23 protein-coding genes and 1 tRNA gene are annotated in these 21910 nt (G+C 71.6%); 5 read left to right on the top strand and 19 right to left on the bottom strand.

The features are described 5' to 3' along the window. Positions 1–28 precede the first annotated feature (28 nt). The 9 genes from FM112_RS03570 to FM112_RS03530 all read right to left on the bottom strand — a co-directional run bounded on the left by FM112_RS03570 (position 29) and on the right by FM112_RS03530 (position 7613). On the bottom strand, positions 29–667 hold the full coding sequence (locus tag FM112_RS03570) for a vitamin K epoxide reductase family protein (RefSeq protein WP_087003578.1): 639 nt from the start codon (positions 665–667) through the stop codon (positions 29–31). Between the two features lie 6 nt (positions 668–673). After that, on the bottom strand, positions 674–1525 hold the full coding sequence (locus FM112_RS03565; protein WP_087003575.1) for a thioredoxin domain-containing protein: 852 nt from the start codon (positions 1523–1525) through the stop codon (positions 674–676). A 95-nt stretch (positions 1526–1620) separates the two neighbouring features. Beyond that, positions 1621–2997, bottom strand: coding sequence for an FAD-binding protein (locus tag FM112_RS03560; RefSeq protein ID WP_176386650.1), 1377 nt, complete (start codon positions 2995–2997; stop codon positions 1621–1623). Between the two features lie 52 nt (positions 2998–3049). After that, a complete protein-coding gene (locus FM112_RS03555) occupies positions 3050–4108 on the bottom strand; it encodes a LacI family DNA-binding transcriptional regulator (RefSeq protein WP_087003569.1) in 1059 nt (352 codons plus the stop codon). Between the two features lie 9 nt (positions 4109–4117). After that, positions 4118–4915 (bottom strand): ABC transporter ATP-binding protein, encoded by a 798-nt coding sequence (locus FM112_RS03550; protein ID WP_087003566.1) that lies wholly within the window; start codon positions 4913–4915, stop codon positions 4118–4120. Then, a complete protein-coding gene (locus FM112_RS03545) occupies positions 4912–5667 on the bottom strand; it encodes an ABC transporter permease (RefSeq protein WP_087003601.1) in 756 nt (251 codons plus the stop codon). Before FM112_RS03545 ends, FM112_RS03550 begins: the two co-directional genes overlap by 4 nt. Next, entirely contained in the window at positions 5664–6470 is an 807-nt protein-coding gene (locus FM112_RS03540) for an ABC transporter permease (RefSeq protein WP_087003563.1), read from the bottom strand. The genes FM112_RS03545 and FM112_RS03540 overlap by 4 nt, the downstream gene beginning before the upstream one ends. Then, positions 6467–7438, bottom strand: a complete 972-nt coding sequence (locus FM112_RS03535; protein ID WP_087003560.1) for an ABC transporter substrate-binding protein — start codon at positions 7436–7438, stop codon at positions 6467–6469. Before FM112_RS03535 ends, FM112_RS03540 begins: the two co-directional genes overlap by 4 nt. 103 nt (positions 7439–7541) lie before the next feature. Further along, a tRNA-Lys gene (locus FM112_RS03530) sits at positions 7542–7613 on the bottom strand. A 125-nt stretch (positions 7614–7738) separates the two neighbouring features. On the opposite strand from FM112_RS03530, the gene bcp reads away from it, so the two are divergent. Further along, on the top strand, positions 7739–8212 hold the full coding sequence (gene bcp / locus FM112_RS03525) for a thioredoxin-dependent thiol peroxidase (protein WP_087003557.1): 474 nt from the start codon (positions 7739–7741) through the stop codon (positions 8210–8212). Here the strand turns inward: bcp and FM112_RS03520 are convergent. Then, positions 8209–8604, bottom strand: coding sequence for a hypothetical protein (locus FM112_RS03520; RefSeq protein ID WP_087003555.1), 396 nt, complete (start codon positions 8602–8604; stop codon positions 8209–8211). The genes bcp and FM112_RS03520 overlap by 4 nt on opposite strands. 180 nt (positions 8605–8784) lie before the next feature. On the opposite strand from FM112_RS03520, the gene FM112_RS03515 reads away from it, so the two are divergent. Then, positions 8785–9033 (top strand): WhiB family transcriptional regulator, encoded by a 249-nt coding sequence (locus tag FM112_RS03515; protein WP_087003552.1) that lies wholly within the window; start codon positions 8785–8787, stop codon positions 9031–9033. Between the two features lie 70 nt (positions 9034–9103). Here FM112_RS03515 and FM112_RS03510 read toward each other — a convergent pair whose 3' ends face one another. The 3 genes from FM112_RS03510 to FM112_RS03500 are packed head-to-tail and all read right to left on the bottom strand — an operon-like array spanning position 9104 to position 12798. After that, positions 9104–10651 (bottom strand): sensor histidine kinase, encoded by a 1548-nt coding sequence (locus tag FM112_RS03510; protein ID WP_087003548.1) that lies wholly within the window; start codon positions 10649–10651, stop codon positions 9104–9106. A gap of 9 nt (positions 10652–10660) precedes the next feature. Further along, a complete protein-coding gene (locus tag FM112_RS03505) occupies positions 10661–12163 on the bottom strand; it encodes a hypothetical protein (protein ID WP_087003545.1) in 1503 nt (500 codons plus the stop codon). Between the two features lie 2 nt (positions 12164–12165). Continuing rightward, the gene (locus FM112_RS03500) at positions 12166–12798 is read right to left on the bottom strand and encodes an SAF domain-containing protein (RefSeq protein ID WP_087003544.1); all 633 of its coding nucleotides are present in this window, start codon (positions 12796–12798) and stop codon (positions 12166–12168) included. 119 nt (positions 12799–12917) lie between these two features. On the opposite strand from FM112_RS03500, the gene FM112_RS03495 reads away from it, so the two are divergent. Continuing rightward, positions 12918–13190, top strand: coding sequence for a helix-turn-helix domain-containing protein (locus tag FM112_RS03495; protein ID WP_087003543.1), 273 nt, complete (start codon positions 12918–12920; stop codon positions 13188–13190). Between the two features lie 15 nt (positions 13191–13205). Here FM112_RS03495 and FM112_RS03490 read toward each other — a convergent pair whose 3' ends face one another. Further along, a complete protein-coding gene (locus tag FM112_RS03490; protein WP_087003542.1) occupies positions 13206–13850 on the bottom strand; it encodes a hypothetical protein in 645 nt (214 codons plus the stop codon). A 172-nt stretch (positions 13851–14022) separates the two neighbouring features. Between FM112_RS03490 and FM112_RS03485 the strand changes: the two genes are divergently transcribed. After that, positions 14023–14496 carry an Rv3235 family protein gene (locus tag FM112_RS03485; protein WP_254910356.1) on the top strand — a complete coding sequence of 158 codons (474 nt, stop codon included), beginning with the start codon at positions 14023–14025 and terminating at the stop codon, positions 14494–14496. On the opposite strand, the gene FM112_RS03480 is transcribed toward FM112_RS03485, so the two are convergent. The 3 genes from FM112_RS03480 to FM112_RS03470 all read right to left on the bottom strand — a co-directional run bounded on the left by FM112_RS03480 (position 14493) and on the right by FM112_RS03470 (position 19199). Further along, entirely contained in the window at positions 14493–15233 is a 741-nt protein-coding gene (locus FM112_RS03480) for a tyrosine-protein phosphatase (protein ID WP_176386649.1), read from the bottom strand. The genes FM112_RS03485 and FM112_RS03480 overlap by 4 nt on opposite strands. Positions 15234–15358: 125 nt before the next feature. Then, a complete protein-coding gene (secA, locus tag FM112_RS03475) occupies positions 15359–18364 on the bottom strand; it encodes a preprotein translocase subunit SecA (protein WP_087003541.1) in 3006 nt (1001 codons plus the stop codon). 112 nt (positions 18365–18476) lie between these two features. Continuing rightward, positions 18477–19199: a TetR/AcrR family transcriptional regulator gene (locus tag FM112_RS03470; RefSeq protein ID WP_176386648.1), complete on the bottom strand. Its 723-nt coding sequence runs from the start codon at positions 19197–19199 to the stop codon at positions 18477–18479. A gap of 172 nt (positions 19200–19371) precedes the next feature. On the opposite strand from FM112_RS03470, the gene FM112_RS03465 reads away from it, so the two are divergent. Beyond that, positions 19372–20292: an NAD-dependent epimerase/dehydratase family protein gene (locus tag FM112_RS03465; RefSeq protein ID WP_087003539.1), complete on the top strand. Its 921-nt coding sequence runs from the start codon at positions 19372–19374 to the stop codon at positions 20290–20292. Positions 20293–20383: 91 nt separating this feature from the next. Here the strand turns inward: FM112_RS03465 and raiA are convergent, their stop codons facing one another. Together raiA and FM112_RS03455 are read right to left on the bottom strand one after the other, a co-directional pair. Further along, the gene (raiA, locus tag FM112_RS03460) at positions 20384–21052 is read right to left on the bottom strand and encodes a ribosome-associated translation inhibitor RaiA (RefSeq protein WP_087003538.1); all 669 of its coding nucleotides are present in this window, start codon (positions 21050–21052) and stop codon (positions 20384–20386) included. A gap of 130 nt (positions 21053–21182) precedes the next feature. Continuing rightward, a complete protein-coding gene (locus FM112_RS03455; protein ID WP_087003537.1) occupies positions 21183–21893 on the bottom strand; it encodes a ComF family protein in 711 nt (236 codons plus the stop codon). Between the last annotated feature and the right edge of the window lie 17 nt (positions 21894–21910).

Below are 21910 nucleotides of genomic sequence, written 5' to 3'. Positions count from 1 at the left end.
GCCGCTTCGTATCGGGCCCGGTGCCCGGCTAGATCATCGACAGCCGGATGATGTCCCACATCCCGGCCAGTACGAGGCCGATGACGGCGAGGTACCAGACGACGATGACGACCCAGGCCCACTGCGCGAGGCCCCGGCCGGCTCGGATGCCGCCCCGGCCGAGGCGGCCGTTCGCCAGGTTGCCGATCGTGGTGAGCGCGAATGTCGGGATCGTCGCGGTCCAGATGACCATGCACCAGAGGCACAGCGCCCGCAGCTGGAAGCCGCTGTACCACTGCAGATAGGTGATGAGCACCGCGCCGCCGAGCAGGCCGACCTGCAGGCCGATCCAGTACCAGCGCGGCAGCGCGGAGCCCGCGAGCAGCACGACGCCGGAGACCACCGCGATCGTGAAGCTGACGAGCCCCAGGATCACGTTCGGGAAGCCGAGGATCGCCCCGGCGCTCGAGTTCATGGCGGGCTGGCAGGTGACGAACACGTTCACGTCGCACAGCAGCTGCGCATCGGGCTCGGTCAGCGAGTGGATGTACTCGATCGTGAGCATGAAGCTCGCGAGCAGGCCGATGCCGCCGCCGATCAGCAGCACCCAGCCGAGGCCGCGGTTCCCGTACAGCGACGGGAGGGGCTCCGCGGTCTCGACCTCGCCGGTCTTCGGTCCGGTGTCCATGCGCGGCTAGCCGGCCGGGGTCTCGGCCGGCGACTGCTCCTGCGTCGAGATCGGCGCCTCGACGGAGGGCTCCGGGAGCTCCTCGCCGGCGATGATGGCGCGGAACTCCTCGGCGGAGACGGGAAGCTGCTCCTGGATCTCGCCGTCGATCATGATGGTGGGCGTGCCGGGGATGCCGTCCTTGCGGGCCTGATCGGTGCGGTCGCTCAGCCACCAGGAGAACTCGCCGTTCGCCGTGTCCTCGATCGCCTCGGTCGAGGTCACGCCGAGCGTGGCGAGGTGCTGCGAATAGTCGTCGTAGCTCCAGCCCGTCTGCTGCTCCGCGGGAACCGCGAAGAGGCCGTCCATGACCGTGTAGAACAGCTCCGGCTGGTACTCGATCACCGCGGCGGTCGTGGCGCCGGCGAGCAGGCCGTACTCCGCCACGAAGCGGATCATGTGGTAGTTGACCTGCACCTCGCCGTCGGCGATGAGGGTCTTGATGTCCTCATCGACCACGGCGTGGTATTCCGCGCAGTGGGGGCAGGAGAAGTCGAAGTAGTAGTCGATGACGTCGGGCGCGTCCTCCTCGCCGACGAGGATGCCGTCGTTTGACACGGTGATCGGCACCTCGACCGGCTGGCCCTCGGAGTCGGTCACCTCGATCATGCCGGAGGACTCCGGCGTGCGCTGGTTGCCGAACCACTTGGGGCCCATGACGACGAGCAGGACGATGGCGCCGATGACCACCACGGCGCCGATGACGATGCCCACCTGCGTGAGCATGCGGTTGCGGCGCCGGCGCGCCTCCTCCTTCTGGCGGAGCGCGTTCGCCTCCTCGCGGAGTTTGCGGATGTGTTCGCGGTCTTTACTGGCCATACTGCTGGGATTTTCCGTTTCGGTCGGTGGTGGGGCGCGTCCGTCCGCCGCGGTCTCGCGGCTCGGGACGCCGTCGATGCGAGCGGGAACTCGCGTCAGTGCTGCAGGAGGCGCTTGATCGCGGGGTTGTCGGTGCGACCGTGAGGGTCGAGATCCGTCCGGATATGCGCGAAGTCACCATAGCGCGGCATCACGTGCGCAGCCTCAGGACCGTTGAGGGTGTGCCAGCCGCCCCAGTTCGGCAGCCCTCCGAGCGTGATGAACAGGTTCTCGGCATCGCGGGCCGCCCGCTCGTTGGCCGCGTCGAAGCCGCCGGGCAGCTGCAGGCAGACCGCGACGACGTCGCGCGCATAGGCGGGCGAGAGCCACACCTCGTCCGCCGCCACCAGCGAGATCCGGACGTTCGCCGCCGCGAAGAGCCTGTTGCGGTGCACGAGCAGCTTGATCGCCTCGACCACGCGCCCCGCGCTCGCGACGGGGAACTGGTACTCCACCTGGAGGCCGTGGTCGGCGTCGCCGAGCAGCTGCTGCGGGGTGCGCAGCCCCTCGTTGTCGGTGCGGTCGAAGAAGTTGCTCACCCGGTCGATCGTCGGCGCGAGGAACGGCAGGAACTTGGCGAGTCGCGTGCGGATCCGCGAGCGCCTGCGAGGCTTGGGCTCCGCGGCCGGGGCGGCCTCGAGCCGGGCGCGCTTGGCCGCCGCGACGGCCGGGGTCGCATCCTCGAGCCAGCCGACCGTGAGCATCGCCTGGTCGGTGTTCGGGCGCCAGTCGACCCGGTAGAAGTCGGTCTTGGCCCGCGCCTCGGGGATGTCCTGCACGAGGCGGTCGATGTCGCGGCGCTTCTTGCTGGTCTCGAGCACCGCGTTCCTGCGGAAGCCGACGGCGACCTCCGCGATGACGCCGAGCGCGCCCATGCCGAGCTGCGCGGCCGGCCAGTACTGCATGTTGTGGCGGGGCGAGACGCGGAGCACGCTCCCCTCCCCCGTGACCAGCAGCAGGCCGCGGATCTGGGCGGAGAAGCTGGCCTCGCGCGGGTGGTAGCCGTGGCTGCCGGTCGAGACCGCGCCGCCGAGCGTGGCCGCGTGATCGCCGGGGGCGCCGATCATCATCGCGCCGTAGCGGTCGAGCTCGGCGATGGCCTCGCCCACGGTGGTGCCCGCCAGGAAGGTCGCCGTGCCCTGCTGGTCGTCGACGCGGACGAGCCCCTTGAGGTCGCCGGTGTCGACGAGCACGCCGCCCGCCGCGGCGATGCCGGTGGCCGCGAGCCCCGCCCCGGCCGCATGGACCTGCTCGCCGTTCGCGACCGCCGTGCGGACCGCGTCGACCACGTCGTCGACGCTCCTGGCCCGGACGATCCGGCTCGGGAAACTGCTCGCCGACCCCACGCGGTTCTCCCAGCGCAGGCCGGTCCGCTCGCGCGCGACGCCGGTGCCGGTCGATTCGCGCGCTGCGAGTCCATTGGTAGTGGTCACGGGTTCCGCCTTCCTCCCGAGGGCCCTTGGGGCGACGATCGCACCCGGATCCTCACACGTCCATTCTGTCGGATTCCGCGGCGCTTTGCGCACGCCCGGCGCTCGAGGCCCGCACGCGCAGCGTGACGGTGCTCGTCTCGACGATCGTCTCGGCGGGCGGCTCCTCGATCACCCGCACGAGCAGGCGGAGGCATTGCGCGCCGAACTCGCGCGGATGCAGATCGAGCGAGGTGATGTGCGGGTCGGTGTGCACGAGGACGGGCGAGTCGGCGGCCCCCGCGAGCAGCAGGTCCTCGCCGGGCACGCGGTCGCTGGCCGCGGCCGCCGCGAGCACCTCGAGGACGGTGCCGTCGGTCATCGATACGATCGCGTCGATCCCCGGGTCGGCGACGAGCCCGATCGCGGCGGCGTGCACCTCCTCGCTGCTGCCGGGGAAGCTCGTCTCGCGGATGCTGGGCTCGACGCCGGCCTCGCGGCACCACTGCCGGTACGCGGCGCGGGCGGAGATGGCCCAGTCGGTGGACTCGACGGGGGCGATGAGCGCGGGGCGGCGCGCGCCGCACGCGGCGAGATGGTCGAGCAGCACCGGGAACGAGGCCCGGTGGTCGCCGTGCACGACGCCGCGGATCGCCTCGGAGTCGGAGAGCGGCCGCTCCCCCGTCACCACGGGGATGCCGGCCTCCGCGGCCTGGCGGATGACGGGGTCGTCGCGCTGCGGGTCGAAGACGATGAGCCCGTCGAAGTCGGCGGGCGAGTTGAGCGCCCCGCTGCCGGCGATGACGGCGACGAGCAGGCCCGCCTCCTTCGCCGCGTCCACGGCGCCGAAGGCGACGTCCATGTAGTACGTCCGCGTGGTCGACTCGGGCGGGAGGCACAGCCCGACGATCCCGCTGCGCCGGGTGCGGAGGTTGCGGGCCGCCCGGTTGGGCCGGTAGCCGAGCTCGGCCGCGGCCCTGCGCACCCGCTCCCTGGTCGCCTGCGAGACCCGGCCGCGATCGGTGAGCGCGAACGAGGCCGCCGAGCGCGAGACCCCGGCGAGGTCGGCGACGTCCTGCAACGTCGCCTTCTCGCGACGGCCCTCTCCGGGCGCAGGGGTGTCCGCGGCACGCATGTCTGAACGCTACCACCCGGCGCCCGCGCGACGGCGGGCCCTGGCGTCCTCCCCCGCGGCGCGCAGCGCCCGGGCGACCTCGGCCCGGCGCCGCACGAATTCCGGCGACTCCTTCGTCGCGATCTGATCGCGCGGATACGGCAGCGGCACCGGGATCTCGGCGGCCACGCTCGCGGGATGCGCCGAGAGCACGATCACCCGGTCGGCGAGGTAGACGCTCTCGTCGATGTCGTGGGTGATGAAGAGGATGCTCATGCCGAGCTCGGCCCGGATCTCGAGCACGAGGTCCTCGAGCTCGGCGCGGGTGAGCGCGTCCACCGAGGCGAAGGGCTCGTCCATGAGCAGGATGGCGGGGCGGAACGCGAGCGCGCGGGCGATCGCGACGCGCTGCTGCATCCCGCCCGAGAGCCGTCCGGGGTACTGCCCCGCCGCATCCTCGAGGCCCACCCGTTCGAGGCCGGTGCGGACGCGCCGATCGCGCTCCTCGCGGGAGAGGCCGAGCCCGGACAGCGGGAAGGCGGTGTTCCGCTCGACCGTCATCCACGGGTAGAGCGAGCGCGCGTACTCCTGGAACACCACCGCGGGCCGCCCCGCGGCCTCGACCCGTCCCTCGGCGGGCTCGATCAGCCCCGCGATGCAGCGCAGCAGCGTGCTCTTGCCCGCGCCGGAGGGGCCGACGACGGCGAGGAGCTCTCCGCGACCGAGCTCGAGATCGATGCCCTGCAGGACGGGCCGGGCGGGCTCCCCGCGGCGCTCGGGCGGATACGCGTGCCCGAGTCCTTCGACGATGAGCGGCGAGCGGTTCATGCGGGTGCCTCCTCGAGGTCTCGGCGCCAGCGCAGCGAACGGCGCTCGCAGCCGCGCAGCAGCAGGTTGAGCCCCGCGCCGATGACGCTGAGCAGGGCGATGCCCGCCCACATGTCGATGATGCGGAAGGCGCGCATGCCGGAGAGGATCTCGAATCCGATGCCGTTGGTGGCGGCGAGCATCTCCGACACCACCATGAGGATGAGCGCCATCGACAGGCTCACGCGCAGGCCGGCGAAGATCGCGGGCAGCGCGGACGGGATGATCACGCGCAGGACGGTCCTGCCGCGGCCGATGCCGAAGACGCGGGCGTTCTCCACGTGCACGCGGTCCGTCGACTCGACCCCGTCGACGGTGTTGAGCAGGATCGGCCACACCGCAGTGAAGGCGATGAAGGCGATCTTCATCCCGTCTCCCGCCCCGAGCGCCACGAGGAAGACGGGCAGGATCGCGACGGGCGGCAGGCTGCGAAGGGCCGCGAGGATCCAGGACAGGAAATCCCCGAGCCGCGGCAGGAGGCCGATGAGCAGGCCCAGCGCGATGCCGATCAGCGCGGCGAGGCCCCAGCCGGCCAGCATCCGCGCGAGGCTCGGCGCGACCTGCTCGAGCGCCGCGCCGCCCTCGAGGAGGTGGGCGAGGATGCGGCTCGGCGGCGGGAAGTACGCGTAGGCGGCGGCGCGCGTCGCGGCCTCCCACAGCGCGAGGAAGAGGAGCACGGCCGCGGCGCCGATGAGCGGATCCCGCCGCCTCATGCCGCGCCTCCCCGATGCGCCGGCCGTTCCCGCCACGGCAGGAGGGCGCGCTCGAGCGCGCGCAGCGCCGCGTCGAGCACCAGGCCGAGGAGCCCCGCGAACACGATGCCCGCGAACATGAGGTCCATGCGGGTCTGCCCGATCCTCGTCTGGAGCAGCCAGGCGCCGAGTCCCTGCTGCCCGCCGCCGATGAACTCCGCGGTGATCGCGAGGATCAGCGCGATGCCCGCCGAGACGCGGATGCCGGTGAGGACGAGCGGCGCGGCCTGCGGCAGCACGACGGCGCCCAGGATCGTGATGCGGCCCTTGCCGAAGCTGCGCGCGGTATCGGCCGCGACGGGGTCCGCGCCGCGCACGGCGGTCATCGTATTGAACAGGATCGGCCAGATCGCCGCGTAGACGATCAGGGCGACCGACATCTCGAGGCCGCTGCCGAGCACGAGGATCGCGAGGGGGATCAGCGCGACCGAGGGGATGGGCCGCAGCAGCTCGATGATGCCGCGAGCCGCGGCCTGCGCGCCGCGGAAGGACCCCAGGACGAGGCCGAGGGGGACGCCGATCGCGGTCGCGAGGGCGAGGCCGAGCAGCGCCGCCGACAGCGTCGCGCCGAGATGGCCGAGGAACGCGGGATCGGCGAGGAGCCCGGCGGCGGCGCCGAGCACCGCGCTCGGAGCGGGGAAGTACTCGCCGTCGACGAGACCCGAGCGGACGAGCGCCTCGAGCAGCGCGACGAGGATCAGCATCCCCGCGGCGCCGCGCAGGGCGCCCGCCGTACGGGAGCCGACGGCCGCGCGGCGGCTCATCCGACCGCGATGCGCTCGGCGTCGAGCGGGGTCTCGAGCATGTCGAATTCGAGCATGAGGTCGTACACCCGCTGCGTCTCGGCAGCGGGCTGCTCGGGGACGAACAGGATGGAATCGGCGATCACGGCGGCCGCCTCGGGGGTGCTCCCGGCGGCCTGGACGGCGAGGTCGGCGACGAGATCGCGGTCGGCCCGCATGTCCTCGAGCGCGAGGTCGACGCCCGCGTCGAAGGCCGCGACGGCCTCCGGCTGCGCCTCTGCGAAGGCGCCGGACGTGTAGTAGCTCGCGACCGGGAGCCCGTCCAGCTGCTCGTAGTCGGCGAAGTCGAAGAGCGGCACGGCCTCCCCCGAGGCGATGGCCTCCTCGCCCCAGGGCTGGGAGATCTCGGCGGCGGCCACGTCGCCGCGCTGCATGACCGCGGACATCTCGGGGAACTCGACCTCGGTGAACGACACCGAGCCGGCGTCCGCGCCCTCCTCGCGCAGCGCGACCTGCACGCCGAGCCACGCGAGGCTGTGGAGCGCGTTCACCGCCACCGTCCGCCCCTCGAGGTCGGCGACCGACTGCACGCCGCCGGACGACGCCGTGATGACCTGGTGGTACTCGGGGCCGATCGCGTCCACCCCGGCGACCAGCCGCAGGTCGAGTCCCTGCGAGATCGCGAGGCCGGCCGAGACGTCGTTCGAGTAGAGGAAGTCGAGGTCGCCGGCGACGAGGGCGGGAATGGCCGTCGCGCCGCTCGGGTACTGGACGATCTCGACCTCGACGCCCGCGAGCGCGCCCTCGAAGTAGCCCTCCGCCGCGGCGTGATCGACGGCGATCTGCCCGAGGGCGACCACGCCGACGCGGATGCTCTCGGGAGCCTCGGCCTGAGCGCATCCGGCGGCGGCCGCGGTCGCGCCGAGCGCGAGGGCGGCCGTGACGGCGCGCGCCAGGGCGCGGATCGGGGTACGGGGCGGGAAGGGCATGCTGGCTCCTGACTCCGAGGCATCCGCTCCCGGCGGATGCGCGCTCTCCGGATACGAAAAAAGCTCCGCCCATCAAGTGCTGCTTGATGGGCGGAGCTAACCGTGCGCCCCCTGGGACTCGAACCCAGAACCCACGGATTAAGAGTCCGTTGCTCTACCATTGAGCTAGAGGCGCGTCATTCGCCGTGCTGGCGACTGGTAGAGCTTAGCACCACGATTTCTCGGATCGCAAATCGCGCGCGCAGGTTGCCCCGGGCCGGTCGGCGACAATGGTTCGGTTACCGACTTCGAAGGAGCGAAATGACCGAGAACATCCGCCTGCAGCCCGGCGACGCCGCCCCCGCGTTCACCCTCGAGGACCAGTCCGGCGAGCAGGTCTCGCTCGCCGACTTCGCCGGCCGGAAGGTGGTGCTCTACACCTACCCGAAGGCGTTCACCCCCGGCTGCACGACCGAGGCCTGCGACTTCCGCGACAGCGACGCCCGGATCACGGCGGCGGGATACGCCGTGCTGGCGATCTCGGCGGACCCGGTGGCCAAGCTCGCGGAGTTCAAGGAGTCCGAGGGCCTGCCGTTCACGCTGCTGAGCGACCCCGGCCACGAGGTGCAGACGGCGTACGGCGCCTACGGCGAGAAGCAGAACTACGGCCGCACGGTCGTCGGGGCGATCCGCTCGACCTTCCTGATCGACGAGGAGGGCCGGATCATCGAGGCGCTGTACAACGTGCGCGCCAAGGGCCACGTCGACCGCATCCTCAAGAAGCTCGAGGGCTAGTCCCGCCGCAGGTGCTGCGTGACCGCCGGGTGGAACATCAGCAGCAGCACGCAGAGCGAGGCCGCGGCGAGGCTCCAGCCGATCGCATCCGCCATGTCGCCCTGCAGGATCACCACCGCCACCGCGGTCTGCAGCACCTGCCACACGATGCCGCCGCTGCGGCTCCACGCCTGCCCCCTCGCCAGCCCGACCACGACGGCGGCGAGGAACGCCGCCCCGATCAGGGCGAGCACGACGAGGGCGATCGAGGAGGCCACGGAGAGCGAGGGCCGGGTGAGCGTCTCATAGGCGAGGAACGCCGCGACGGCGAGCATCCCCACCGCCTCGACCGCGATGAGCCCCCCGACCAGCGGGAGCGGCCACCTCGGCGCCGCGTTCACCTGTTCGCCCATAGCGCCTCCGTCAATAATTTCCCTTGAAGTGGCCGGTACTGCGTGGCAAGATATTACTCCAGGTCATGACAACATCTGCTGAGTTCCGCACATTCTGCTTATCAGCCGTTGTCTCGAAAGCTCCCCGACGGGAGCATTTTTCTCGCGCGCGTGAGACGCGTAGACAAGGAGCACCATTCCATGGACTGGCGTGACAGTGCCACGTGCCTCGAGTACGACCCCGAGCTGTTCTTCCCCGTGGGGAACACCGGGCCGGCCCTCGAGCAGATCGACGCTGCGAAATCGGTATGCGCCCGCTGCCGGGTGACCGAGCAGTGCCTGCAGTACGCACTGGACACGAACCAGGACTCCGGTGTCTGGGGAGGGCTCTCCGAGGACGAGCGCCGCGCACTCCGCCGCCGCGCCGCCCGCGCCCGCCGCGCCTCCTGATCGTTCTTCCCGGCGAAGGGGCGAGTTCCGAAGAACTCGCCCCTTCGTCGTTATCCGGATCGGACCGGTATCAGGTGGAACGGCTATTCGCGATATCGACCGCGCCGGTATTCGAGATGACGCCCCAGCGTTTCGGAATGCGGATATGCACGGTCGTGCCCTCGCCCGGCTCGGAGCTCCAGGTGATGCTGCCGGCGAGCTCGCCCTCCACGAGGGTGCGCACGATCTGCGTGCCGAGCCCGTTGCCCTCGTGGCCCGTGATCATGCCGAGCCCGTTGTCCCGCACCGCGACGTCGAGGTAGTCGTCCGCGCGGTCGACCTCGACGAGCACGTAGCCGTCCTCGACGTTGTCGTCGAAGCCGTGCTCCACCGCGTTGGTGACGAGCTCGGTCAGCGCGAGGGCCAGTGGCGTGGCGTACTCGCTGGGGACCGCCCCGAACGAGCCCTTGAGCTCGGGCCGGATCTTGTCGCCCTCGCTGCCCGCCACCTCCGTGGCCAGGCGCATGACGCGCAGGAAGACCTCGTCGAAGTCCACCGACTGCGAGAACCCGCCCGAGAGCGTGTCGTGGACCACGGCGATCGAGGACACCCGCCGCATCGCCTGCAGCAGCGCCTCGCGCGCCTCCTCCGAGCGGGCGCGCCGTGCCTGGATGCGGAGGAGCGCGGCGACCGTCTGGAGGTTGTTCTTCACGCGATGATGGATCTCGCGGATGGTCGCGTCCTTGGTGATGATCTCCTGCTCCTGGTTGCGCACCTCCGTGGTGTCGCGGACCAGCAGGATCGCGCCCAGGCGAGTGCCCTGGCGGTGCAGCGGGATCGCCCGCAGCGTCACGGTGATGCCGCGGGCGTCGACGTCCGTCATCCACGGCGCGCGCCCCGTGACCACGAGCGGCAGCGCCTCGTCCACGGTGACGTGGCGCTTGTCGTCCACGAGGTGCGCCGCGACGTCCGCGAAGACCTCGCCCTCGAGCTCGCCGCCGAATCCGAGCTTGTTGATCGCCGAGAGCGCGTTCGCGCTGGCGAAGGTGACGACCCCGTCGGGGTCGAGGCGGATCAGGCCGTCGGAAGCGCGCGGCGCGCCCTTCCGCGGGAAGTCGGGCGCGTCGAGGTCGGGGTACTCCGCCGCCTCGATCATCGCGAACAGGTCGTCCGAGATCTCGCGGAAGGTGAGCTCCTGACGGGTGAGATGCCGCGGCCCCGACAGATTCGTGTGCCGGGTGATCATCGCGATCGGCTCCTCGGAGCGCGTCGACTTGCCGTGCTCGCTGCGCAGCGAGAACACGGGCGTGATCGTGAGCTGCGCGGGGATCTCGTCGAACCAGTCGGGGGCGGACGAGCGCACGGTCTCGCCGCGGCGGAAGGCCTCTTCGACTCCCGCGGCCCACTGCTCCCGGATCTCCTGGCCGATGAGGTCGCGGTAGAAGAGCGTCGGCGCGCCGGACGGCCGCACCTGCCCCACCGCGATGAACTTCCCCTCGGTGCCGCGCACCCACATCACGAGATCGGCCGTGGCGAGATCGGCGAGCAGCTGCCAATCGCGCGTGAGCCAGCCCAGCCACTCGCAGTCCGACGGACCGAGGCTGCTGTATCGCTGTACAAGATTGGTGATGGTTGACACGCGATAAGACTACGAGACCGTGTCTGATAACTGCGCCGCGCCACGAGGGCGCGCATCCATCGCCTCGACCGCGAGCGCGCGCAGCTGTCTGGCGAAGCGGCTGCGGGGCGCGACGTCGGTGAGCGAGGCCGCCTCGCCGAGCGCCCGGTCCGCGGCCTTCGGCTCGTGCGGGAGCAGCGCGACGCGCTCGATGCCGCCGAAACGGCGGAGCGCCTGGCGGATCTGCGCCCCGGAGTCGACGCCCGTGACCGCGCCGCGGACGCGGTTCGCGACGACGAGGATGCGCGTGCCCGGCCCGACCGCGTCGAGCAGCTGCGGGTAGGCCCGCAGGAATCGCTGGATGCCGAGGGGCGTGGCGTCCGCCACCGCGATCGCCGCATCGCAGTCCGCGAGCGCGGCGTGCGTCGCCGCGTTGCGCCGCGGCCCCGCCATGTCGCTGAGCAGCTCCTCGTCGCGCTCGAGGCTGAAGCCCGTGTCCACCACCGTCGCGGCGGCCTCGTGCCGGGCCCGCTCGAGCACGCCGCGCATCCGCGCCCCGCCGAGCTCGGGCCAGCGCGCGGGGTTGGCGATGCCGCTCAGCACCCGGAGCTCGCCCGTCGGGGTCTTCGCGCGCGATGCGACGCGGTCGAATTCGATCGCGTCGAGCGCCTCTGCGCCGGCGAGCCGGCAGGCCGCCGCGAGGCCCGGCGCCTCGTCCGCGATGCCGAGCAGGGGCGCGATCGCGCCCCCGTAGGGATCGGCGTCGAGGAGCGTCGTGCCGATGCCCTCGCCCACGAGCACCGTGGCCAGCGCGAGGGCGACCGTCGTGCGGCCGGGGGCGCCGTGCGGCCCCCAGACCGCGAGCACCCGGCCGCGCCCGCTCCCCTCCTCCTGCGGCACCGGATCCTGCGGCGCCTCGGCCGCTCCTGCGGCGGGGACCTCCCCGCTTCGCCGCCCGAGCGCGGCGAACGGGCGCGGCCGTCCGGGGCGTCTCCGCGCCGGCCCCGGCGCGTCGAGCGCCGGTGCTCCCGGCACGGGCGCCGCATCCTCCGGCGCCGCTCGCCGCACCCGCCCGCAACGCTCCTCCGCACGGCGCTCGCGGCGCGAGCGCAGCCGGGCGGGCCCGGGCCCGGCGGGGTCCGGCACCCCGAGCCCCTCTCCCGACTCGCCGCCGGGTGGGGACGCCTCGGGCTCCCGCCGCGTCCTCAGCGCCACAGCCTCGATGTCGACCCATTCCGACCGCGCGTCCATCCGATCGACCACGCCGAGCGACAGCGCGTTGCGGCGCTCGAGATCGTCGGCCGTGAGCGCGATGGCCCGCGACCCCGCCGCGTCGCAGGCGGCCAGACTGCGGGCGTTGAGGGTCTCGGGCCCCGCCTGCACGATCACGAGGTCCGGCCGCAGCCCGGCGACGGCCTGGACGAGCGCGTCGGCCCCCGCGACCCGGTCCACGATCTCGTGGCCCGAGACGATGACGCCCTCGAGCAGCCGCTCCTCGACGTCGAAGTCCACCGCGAGCAGGATCCGGGCCATCGCTATTCCTCCCCCGATTCCGTCTCGGCCGCGGCGTAGAGCGGCACGAGATGCATCCGGGCGCCGTTGGTGGCGGCCGCGAGCACCTCCGCCAGCGCGTGCTCGGGGATGCGGAGCTCGACCTCGGTCTCCCCGCTGTGCACGAACTGCTCCGCTTCGAGCACCCGGACCACCTGCGCCTCGTCCACGACCACCGTCGGCGGACGGTAGGCGCCGGGGCGCTCGTCGGGCGCGGCGGACCAGAGCTCGACCGCGGTCCCCGGCGCGATCCGCTCCGAGAGGGCGCCGCTCACCGTCACGACCACCTCCGAGACGCCCTGCTCCGCCGCGCCCACCGCGCTGATCGGGATCAGCTCCCCGGCGCCGATGGGCCGGGTGGCGGTGCCGCCCTCGGCGGACAGGAGCTCCGGGGTCAGGTAGAGATCGTTGGTCTCCGACACCGGCACCTCGACGATCGAGAGCTCGGTCGCGCCGAGGGCATCGCCCTGCGCGATGGGCTTCGCGGCGGCATAGACCGCCACGGTCTGATTCGCCGCCGCCACGACCCACGTGACGCCGATGACCGAGGCCACCACGAGGAGGCTGCCGATCAGCAGCCTCGGGTCGAGCCGGATGCGGCGCCGGGTTGCCGTCATAGTTGTTCTCCTCACGCGGGTCGAGCGATTCCGCCGCCAATGCTGCCCGAATCCTCAGGACTGGCCGAGAAGTTATCCACAGACTTTCGAGTACCGGGACGACGAGCGATAATGCTTATATGCATGCGATCCCTGCGCACCGCTTCGGGCGGTTCCTCACGCTGGCCGACGTGGCCGACGTGCTCAACGTCGAACTCGACGTCGCCCGCGCCCTCGTCGAGTCCAACGAGCTCGCCGCGATCCGCATCGGCGAGGCGGGCGAATGGCGGATCGAGCAGCAGGCGCTCGAGGACTACATCCAGGACCAGTACGAGCTGCAGCGCCGGACCGCGATGTTCGAGGAGCACGAGTTCGACGACATCGGCGAGATCTCGACGCGCGACCGCCCGTAACCCGCCGCGGCCCCGTCAGTCCGTCTGGACGCGGATGAGCGTGATGTCGGCCAGCGGCAGGATGCGGTAGGCGCGGATATCGCGCTGACGCCGGGGCGTGTCGACGTCGTGGACCGCGATGTCCAGGTGATCCCGGCCCACCCGGTCCACCGTGCCGAGCACGGCGCCGTGCGCCGTCGTGATCTCGCAGTGGCACCGCCTCCGGGCCAGATCCCGCAGCGGAATGCTCATCCCGAGCTTGCCGGTGATCGACCCCGGACGCTCCGGAAGCGGTTCGAGCGAACGCGCCAGCTGCCCGGCGTCGAGCACCACCGAGGCGATGCCCGCGAGCGGGACGATGCAGGCCCCGTACCGCGAGACCGGCCCGCCGCCGGGGACGCCCTCGCCGCCGGGCGCCGAGAGGCCGGCGCCCACCAGGTCGGCGCCGAACCAGTCCGCCCCGAACTCGACCGGCACGATCTCGATGCGCTCGCCGGTGCGCAGTTCGAGCCCGATGCGCTCCCCCGGCGAGAGCGCCCGGTCGAGCGCGCCGAGGCGATCGCGGATGGTGAGTCGCGTGATGCGCAGCCGCTCCTCGTCCACCGCGGCGCGACGGCGCTCCTCCTCGAGGCCGGCGTCGAACTGGCCCGCGAGGTCGTCGAAGAGGTCGTCCCAGCGCACGGCCCCATTCTGCAGGAGCCGCTCGACCGCGATCCGACTTGTCCACAGGGGCGGGACGAGGGGTAGTTATTCACAGTTGAGAAAAAATCCGCCACCGCACCTCGATTTCCCTGTTGAATATCCCGTAGTCGATTTCGGAACCAAGGCCCATCCGGAGAAGGAGTTCGCTTCGATGCCACAAGCACAACGCGCGGTCGGCGGGAAGGCCCCCGCCAGACCGCTCCGGGTGATCGCGAAGACGCATGAGCCCCCGCAGAAGGAGGAGCTCGGCAAGGGCGTGCTCACCTCCGCCCGGCCGGACCTCGAGATGCCCGACCCCGAGGTGCTCCTGCGGAATCTCGGCCGCAGCGTGTTCGAGGCGCTCGCCGGCGTGCGCGAGGTCGAGCAGATGGCCCGCTGGATCGCGCCCGAGGTCTTCACCCGCCTGCTCGCCCGGGCGCAGCACGCGGCCAGGGCCCGCCGCGTGCGCGGCCGGAGCGTGCGCCGCCCCGTCATCGAGACGCGCGCCTGCCTGTGGCAGTCGCCCCGCAGCGGCGTCGTGGAGGCGACCGTGCTGGTCGACCTCGGCCCTCGCGTACGGGCCGTGGTCATCCGCCTCGAGGAGTTCCGAGGCCGCTGGCGCGCGGAGCGCCTGCACGTGCTCTAACGCCCGGCGTCGGTTCGCACGAGCCATTCGCGCGCGCCGTCGGCGGCCCCGTCGAGGCCGTGGGCGCGCAGGAAGCCGCGCACGTCGAGGCCGCGGGCGAACGCCGCCAGCGCCTCCCGTCGCGAATCGATCGCGGGGCGCAGCGCCTCCTCCGGCTGCCACGACTCGTACGGATGCGGGGTCTCCCGAGTGCGGTGCCGCTCGTTGACCGCGCGCACCGCGAGCTCGTCCTCGTGGAGCAGTGCCTCGAGCTCGACGCCCTGGGAGAGCAGCACCATGCTCGTCGTGATCCCCGTGCGGTCGCGGCCCGCGGAGCAGCACACGAGCGTGCCGGGACCGCCCAGGAAGACCTCGCGGAGCGCGTGCGCCACCCGGCCAGGGAACATCGCCAGGAAGTCCCGATAGCCCGATGTGTGGTTCATGTACGGTACGAATCTGGCGCGGAACTCCGGAAGCCGTGGATCCTCGACCGGCACGAAGCGGTAGTCGATACCCGCGCGCTCCGCGCCCGCCGGGGCGCCGCCGGGCTCCTCTGGATCGCGCAGGTCGAAGATGCGCCGCACGCCGTCGTCCGACGCCTGCCGGAAGCCCTCGGGGGTCCAGGCCTCCGGCTGCCCCGAGCGGAACAGCGCGCCGGCCCGGATCCGCCCGCCGGCGACCGGTACTCCCCCGAGATCGCGCGCGTTGAACGCGCCCTCCCAGCAGCGCTCCCGCGGGTCCCGCCCCGTATGCTCCACCTCGGATTTCCTTTCCCGCCCGAAGACCTCGTGCGCTCGGCACCGGCGCGGTCTCCCGCACGCGGAGACGGGCCGCCCGGGAGGGGCCTGGGCCCGCTCCCGGACGGCCCGTGCCGACCGCGCCGTCAGTCCTTCTGGCCCGAGCCGGATTCCTTCGGCTTGGGCTTGGTCTGCTGGCCGAACGTGCCGACCTGCGTCTTCTTGGCGGCGTTGGCCCGGGACTGCTCGCGCGCGAGGTCCGCGGCCGACCGGCCGCCCGCCGCGCCGGTCTTGGCCGGATTGCCCGACTTCGACTTCTTCGAGGCGGAGTGCTTCTTGGCGCCGCCCTTGGGCGCCGGACGCGAAGCCGGCTTCGCCGAGGCGGCCGTCGACGCGGCGGCCGGAGCCTCGCCGCGCGCCTCGGCGAACGCGGACGCGGTACCCTGGCTCATCTCGCGGCGGATCGCGGCGCGGGTTGCCCCCGCGTTGACGCGCCCCTGATCGTCCGTGACCTGCACGTTGCCCTGGTCGTCGGCGGCGGAGTAGTTGAGCTTCTGGTTCGCGGACTGCTCGAGCCCCTTGGCCTGGACGCGGATCTGGCGCTTCGTGCCGCCCTCGCCGTCCTCGACCTCGGAGACCTGCACGTCGAGGTTCATGAGGAAGCCGACCGCCTCCTCGCGGATGCCGCCGAGCATCTGCTGGTACATCTCGTAGCCCTCGCGCTGGTACTCGACGAGCGGGTTGCGCTGCGCCATGGCCCGGAGCCCGATGCCGTCCTTGAGGCTGTCCATCTCGTAGAGGTGATCGCGCCACTTGCGGTCGATGACCTGCAGCACGACGCGGCGCTCGAGCTCCCGAGTCGCCTCCTCCCCGAGCGTCTCCTCGCGCTTCTCGTACGCGAGATGCGCATCCGCGCGCACCTCCTCGACGACGTCCTGCGACGAGACGTGCGAGGCGCCGTGCTCCTCGATGATCTCCTCGATCGTGACCGTCATCGGGAAGAGCTGCTTGAGGTCGGTCTCGAGCGACTCGACGTCCCAGTCGTCGGGGTCGCCCGCGGCGGTGTGCTGCGTCACGATGTCCTCGACGGCGCCGTCGATGAAGGTCTGGACGCGCTCGGCGAGGTCGTCGCCCTCGAGAATCGCGCGGCGGTCCTTGTAGATCGCCTCGCGCTGCTCGTTGAGCACGTCGTCGTACTTCTTGACGTTCTTGCGGATCTCGGCGTTGCGGGACTCGACCTGCGTCTGCGCCTTGCGGATGGCGCCCGACACGATGCGCGACTCGAGCGCGAGATCGTCCGGGGTGTTGTCGTTGTCCATGATCGCCCGCGCCGCGGACGTGTTGAACAGCCGCATGAGGTCGTCGGTCATGGAGAGGTAGAAGCGGCTCTCGCCCGGGTCGCCCTGACGGCCCGAACGGCCTCGGAGCTGGTTGTCGATGCGGCGCGACTCGTGCCGCTCCGTGCCGAGCACGTACAGGCCGCCCAGCTCGGCGACCTCTTCGGCCTCCTCTTTCACGGCGGCCTTGACCTGTTCGAGCACCTCGGGCCACTTGGCCTCGTACTCCTCCGCGTTCTCCTCGGGGTCGAGCCCGAGCGCGGTCATCTCGGCCACGGCGATGAACTCGGCGTTGCCGCCGAGCATGATGTCGGTGCCGCGGCCGGCCATATTCGTCGCGACGGTGACGGCGCCCTTGCGACCGGCCTGCGCGATGATCGCGGCCTCGCGCGCATGGTTCTTCGCGTTGAGCACCTCGTGCTTGACGCCCCGGCGCGCGAGCAGTTTCGAGAGGTACTCGCTCTTCTCGACCGACGTGGTGCCGACGAGCACCGGCTGCCCGACGTCGAAGCGGTCGACGATGTCCTCGACCACCTGGTCGAACTTGACCTTCTCGTTCTTGTAGACGAGGTCCGGCTGATCGAGTCGCTGCATCGACCGGTTGGTGGGGATGGGGATCACGCCGAGCTCGTAGGTCGACTGGAACTCGGCCGCCTCGGTCTCGGCGGTGCCGGTCATGCCCGAGAGCTTGTCGTACATGAGGAAGTAGTTCTGGAGCGTGACCGTGGCGAGCGTCTGGTTCTCGGCCTTGATCTTCACCCCTTCCTTCGCCTCGATGGCCTGGTGCAGGCCCTCGTTGTAGCGGCGGCCGGCGAGGATGCGCCCGGTGTGCTCGTCGACGATCATCACCTCGCCGTTCTGCACGACGTACTGCTTGTCGCGCGCGAACAGCGCCTTGGCCTTGATCGCGTTGTTCAGGAAGGAGATGAGCGGCGTGTTCGCCTGCTCGTAGAGGTTGTCGATGCCCAGCGCGTCCTCGACGCGGTCGATGCCGGGCTCGAGGATGCCGATGGTGCGCTTCTTCTCGTCGACCTCGTAGTCGCGCCCCTCCTTGAGCCGCTTCGCGAGCTTCGAGAACTCGACGTACCAGCGGTTCACGTCGCCCGAGGCCGGGCCCGAGATGATGAGCGGGGTGCGCGCCTCGTCGATGAGGATCGAGTCGACCTCGTCGACGATCGCGTAGTAGTGCTCCCGCTGCACGCACGCCTCCACGGAGGGGGCCATGTTGTCGCGGAGGTAGTCGAAGCCGAATTCGTTGTTCGTGCCGTAGGTGATGTCGGCCGCGTACTGCTCGCGGCGCTGCGGCGGCGTGAGGCCCGAGACGATGCAGCCCGTCGACATGCCGAGGGCGCGGAACACGCGCCCCATGAGGTCGGACTGGTAGGAGGCCAGGAAGTCGTTGACCGTGACGACGTGGACGCCCTTGCCGGGGATGGCGTTGAGATAGGCGGCGAGCGTCGCCACCAGCGTCTTGCCCTCACCGGTCTTCATCTCCGCGATGTTGCCGTCGTGCAGCGCGGCGCCGCCCATGAGCTGCACGTCGTAATGCCGCTGGCCGAGCGTGCGGCTCGCGGCCTCGCGAACCGCCGCGAAGGCCTCGGGCAGCAGGCCGTCGAGGATCTCCTTGTCGCCCCGGCCCTTCGCCGACTCCTCTTCGTAGCGCTCGCGGAACTCCTCCGTCATCGCGCGAAGGTCGTCGTCGCCGAGCTCCTCGAATCCCTCTTCAAGCTTGTTGACCTGAGCCGCGACCCGCTCCAGGCGGCGGACCTGCCGGCCCTCGCCGAAGCGAAGCATCTTCTCGAGGATTGAAGCCAAATCTGTCTCCTGACAACTCACAACTGCCGGCGATTCCCGGCGCACTCGGCCTATCGTACTTCGCAACGCTTGACGGCAGGCAGTACGGACCCTGGACGACCCGCGCTTCCCTTCACGCCCGCCGCGAACATCCCGCCCGGTCGAGCCCGAGTCCCTCCGCCTGCAGGCGGAGTACGTGCTCGAGGTACGCCGCACCCGACTCCATGCTGTTGCGGTAGTGCCCGTTCAGCTCGAAGGAGACCGTGCCGATCAGCTCGGTCCAGGCCCGCACGACCCCGACGATGAGCCGCGCGGGCACCCGCTCCGCGTCAACGGGGAACGTCCTGCCCGACAGCCATTCGCGCACCCTCGCGAGGTCGGCGCGGAGCGCCTCGGGGAGCTCCCGCTCCTCGGCCCTCGCAGTTTCCGCCGATTCGGACTCGGCCGAGTCGGCCCCGAGCCCCGCTCCCGCCACGAGGATGCCGACCAGCGCCTCGAGCAGCCGCGTCGCCGATACGACGGTCCGCTCCGGTGCGTCGTAGCCGAGCACGGGGGTTCCGTAGATGAGGGAGAACTCGTACGGGTGCCCGATCGCCCATTCCCTGACGGCGAGCCCCGAGCGAACCCATGCGTCCACCGGGCCACGGACGCCGTCGGCGCCGCGCTCGGCCGCGGCGCCGACGGCGTCGTAGGCCTCCACGATGAGCTCCGTGAGGAGCGCGTCGCGACCCGCGAAGTACCGGTAGAGGGCGCCGACGGTGACGCCCACCCGACGCGCCACCGAGCGCATCGAGAGCGCGCCGGGACCGACCTCGGCGAGCTCGGCTCGAGCCGCGCGCAGGATCTCGTCTCGCATCGGAGGAGTGTGGGCGCCCATCCGTCCACCTTCGCACACCGCGGGGCGATCTCGTCGACGCGTCGCCGCTTGACACGGTGAACACTGTTCACGCATACTCGACCCCGTGTCGTGAACACTGTTCACGGCGCTGGCCCGAAGCACCGATCCACTCGAAGAAAGCGTCGCACCCATGACCCGCACCATCGTCATCGGCGCCGGCCCCATCGGCCGCGCGAGCGCCGAGTCCCTGCTCTCCCGCGGGCACGAGGTCGCCGTCGTCACCCGCTCGGGCACTCGCCCGCCGGGGACCGACGCCTTCGTCGCCGACATCACCCTGCCCGGCACGGCATCGCGCCTGCCCGACGCCGGGGCGATCCTCCTGTGCGCGAACTTCCCCTACGGCACCTGGCACCGCGATTGGCCGCCGGCGATCGCAACCGCGATCGCGGCCGCCGAGCGCACCGGAGCGGTACTCGTCATCGCCGGGAACCTCTACGCCTACGGTCCGTCCGCCGCGCCGTTCACGGAACGGGATCCCCTCGCCGCCGAGTACCGCAACGGCAAAGTCCGGGCGGAGGTGTGGCGGCGGGCCCTCGCGGCGCACGAGGCGGGCAGGATCCGGGCGGTGGAGGTGCGCGGCAGCGACTACATCGGCGCGGACACCGGCCCTGGCGCGCACGGAGGCGACCGCCTGCTCCGGCCGGTCCTCGCCGGCAGGCCGGCCTCGATACTCGGCGATCCCGACCAGCCCCACGCCTGGACATCGATCGACGACTTCGGGAGGATGCTCGCGCTGGCCGCCGAGGACGAGCGCATGCAGGGCCGCCCCTGGCACGTTCCCAACGCGCCCGCCTGCTCCATGCGCGAGCTCGCGCGGATCGCGCTGCGCGCTGCCGGGCTCGCGCGCGAACCGGGGTTCCGACGGCTGCCGCGGCCCCTGCTCCGGCTGCTCGCCACCTTCAGCCCCGCCATGGCGGGGCTTCGCGATGCCGCCTACCAGTTCGACGCGCCCTTCCTGGTCGACGATTCCGATGCGCGGACGATCCTCGGACTCGACCACACGCCCCTCGCGACGACGATCGCCGCCGCCGTGCGCGCCCTGCGGCGGTGATCGGCCGTCCGACGCGCGAAGCGCCCCCGCCCGGTATTCCGAGCGGGGGCGCTGGTTCAGCGTCGGCCGGTGCACCGGCCGCGGGCCGTCATCAGGAGGCGGCGCCGACCTGCTGCCCCTCCTCGCCGAGCGCGATCACGCCGTAATCCCATCCGCGGCGCCGGTAGACGACCGAGGGCCGCTTCGTCTCCGACTCGATGAAGAGGAAGAAGTCGTGGCCGAGGAGCTCCATGTGGTCCACGGCCTCGCTCGACGTCATCTGCTTCGGCGCGAACACCTTCTCGCGGATCACGATCGGGTTGTAGTCCTCGTACCCGTCGCCCTCGCCGGCGCCGTCGCCCGAGGCCGGGGTGGCCTTGCCCGAGACGACGTCGATGATGCCCGTGTCGGCGGGCACGATGTCGAGGTCGGCGAACTCGCCGGCGGCCGCCTCGGCCAGGCTCTTGCCGCGGTGGGTCTTCTTCTTGTCCTTGACGCGGCGGAGGCGTTCGACGAGCTTGTCGAGCGCGATGTCGAACGCCGCGTACTTGTCACCCGCTTCGGCCTCGGCGCGGATCGTCGGGAAGGGACCGAAGATCGTGATCTCGACCTTGCCGCGGTCGAGGTTGTTGCCGGCGCGATCGGTGCGGCGCTTCAGCTTGACTTCGACGGACTGCGCTCGATCAGAAAGCTGCTGCACCTTCGCTGTGACTTTCTCATCCGCGTATTCGCGGAATCGGTCCGGGATTTCAGTGTTGCGACCGCTGATGGTGACGTCCATCTCACCCTCCTATATGGAAACTCGAGTGCGGGAAGCCTCCCACATCCGAGTTGGATTGTGTCTGTCCGTTCATCATATGAGCCCGTTTCCGAGTTCACTTTGAGAATTCGCAGGCTCGTAATCCTCGCGACTAATCGCTGTGGTAGAGGCGATCCACGCGCGCGACCGCGGCGGATCCGAGCACCACCGCGCCCGCCGATCGCAGCGCCCTCGCGGCCTCGCACACGGTCGCCCCGGTGGTCACGAGATCGTCGACGATGACGCAGCGGCGGCCCCGCACGGCCGGGCTCGCCGCGAGCGAGCCGAGCAGGTTCTCGTACCGCTCCTCGCGGTCCAGCGCCGACTGGTCGCGCACCCGGCGCACGTGCCGGAGCGCCGCGACGGGCCGGGCCCGCGGCAGCGCCCGCTCGACGATCAGCGCGACGTGGTCGTAGCCCCGCTTCGTCCGCGCCGCGCGCCTCGAGGGGATCGGCACGAGGAGGATCGGCGCGCCCGCCGGCCGGCGGGCGAGGTCGGGCCGCGTCGACCGGACCTCCTCGAGCAGCCGCCGCACCGAGACCCGCAGGAGCGCGCCCAGCTCCCGCGCGAGATCGGCCCGACCGCGCTCCTTGAAGGCGTCGAGGATGCGCCGCACGACCGAGTCGTAGGGCAGCGCGGTCGCGACGATGGTCTCGTCCCAGATGGTCGGGCCCAGGACTCGGTCCGCATACGGGAAGAGCGCCGCCCGGAGCGCCTCGCGGCACTCCTCGCACAGCCGCTGATCCGGCGCGTCGCAGCCCCCGCAGCGCACGGGGAACAGCGTGGCGAGGGCCTGTCGGATGGCGGGCATGGCGCGGTCCATGCCGCGAGTGTGGCAGA

The sequence above is a fragment of the Gulosibacter sp. 10 genome, assembly GCF_900163695.1.
Lineage (GTDB): Bacteria > Actinomycetota > Actinomycetes > Actinomycetales > Microbacteriaceae > Gulosibacter.
Note: the sequence above shows the minus strand (reverse complement) of the source record. Positions and strands in the feature narration are given on the sequence as shown.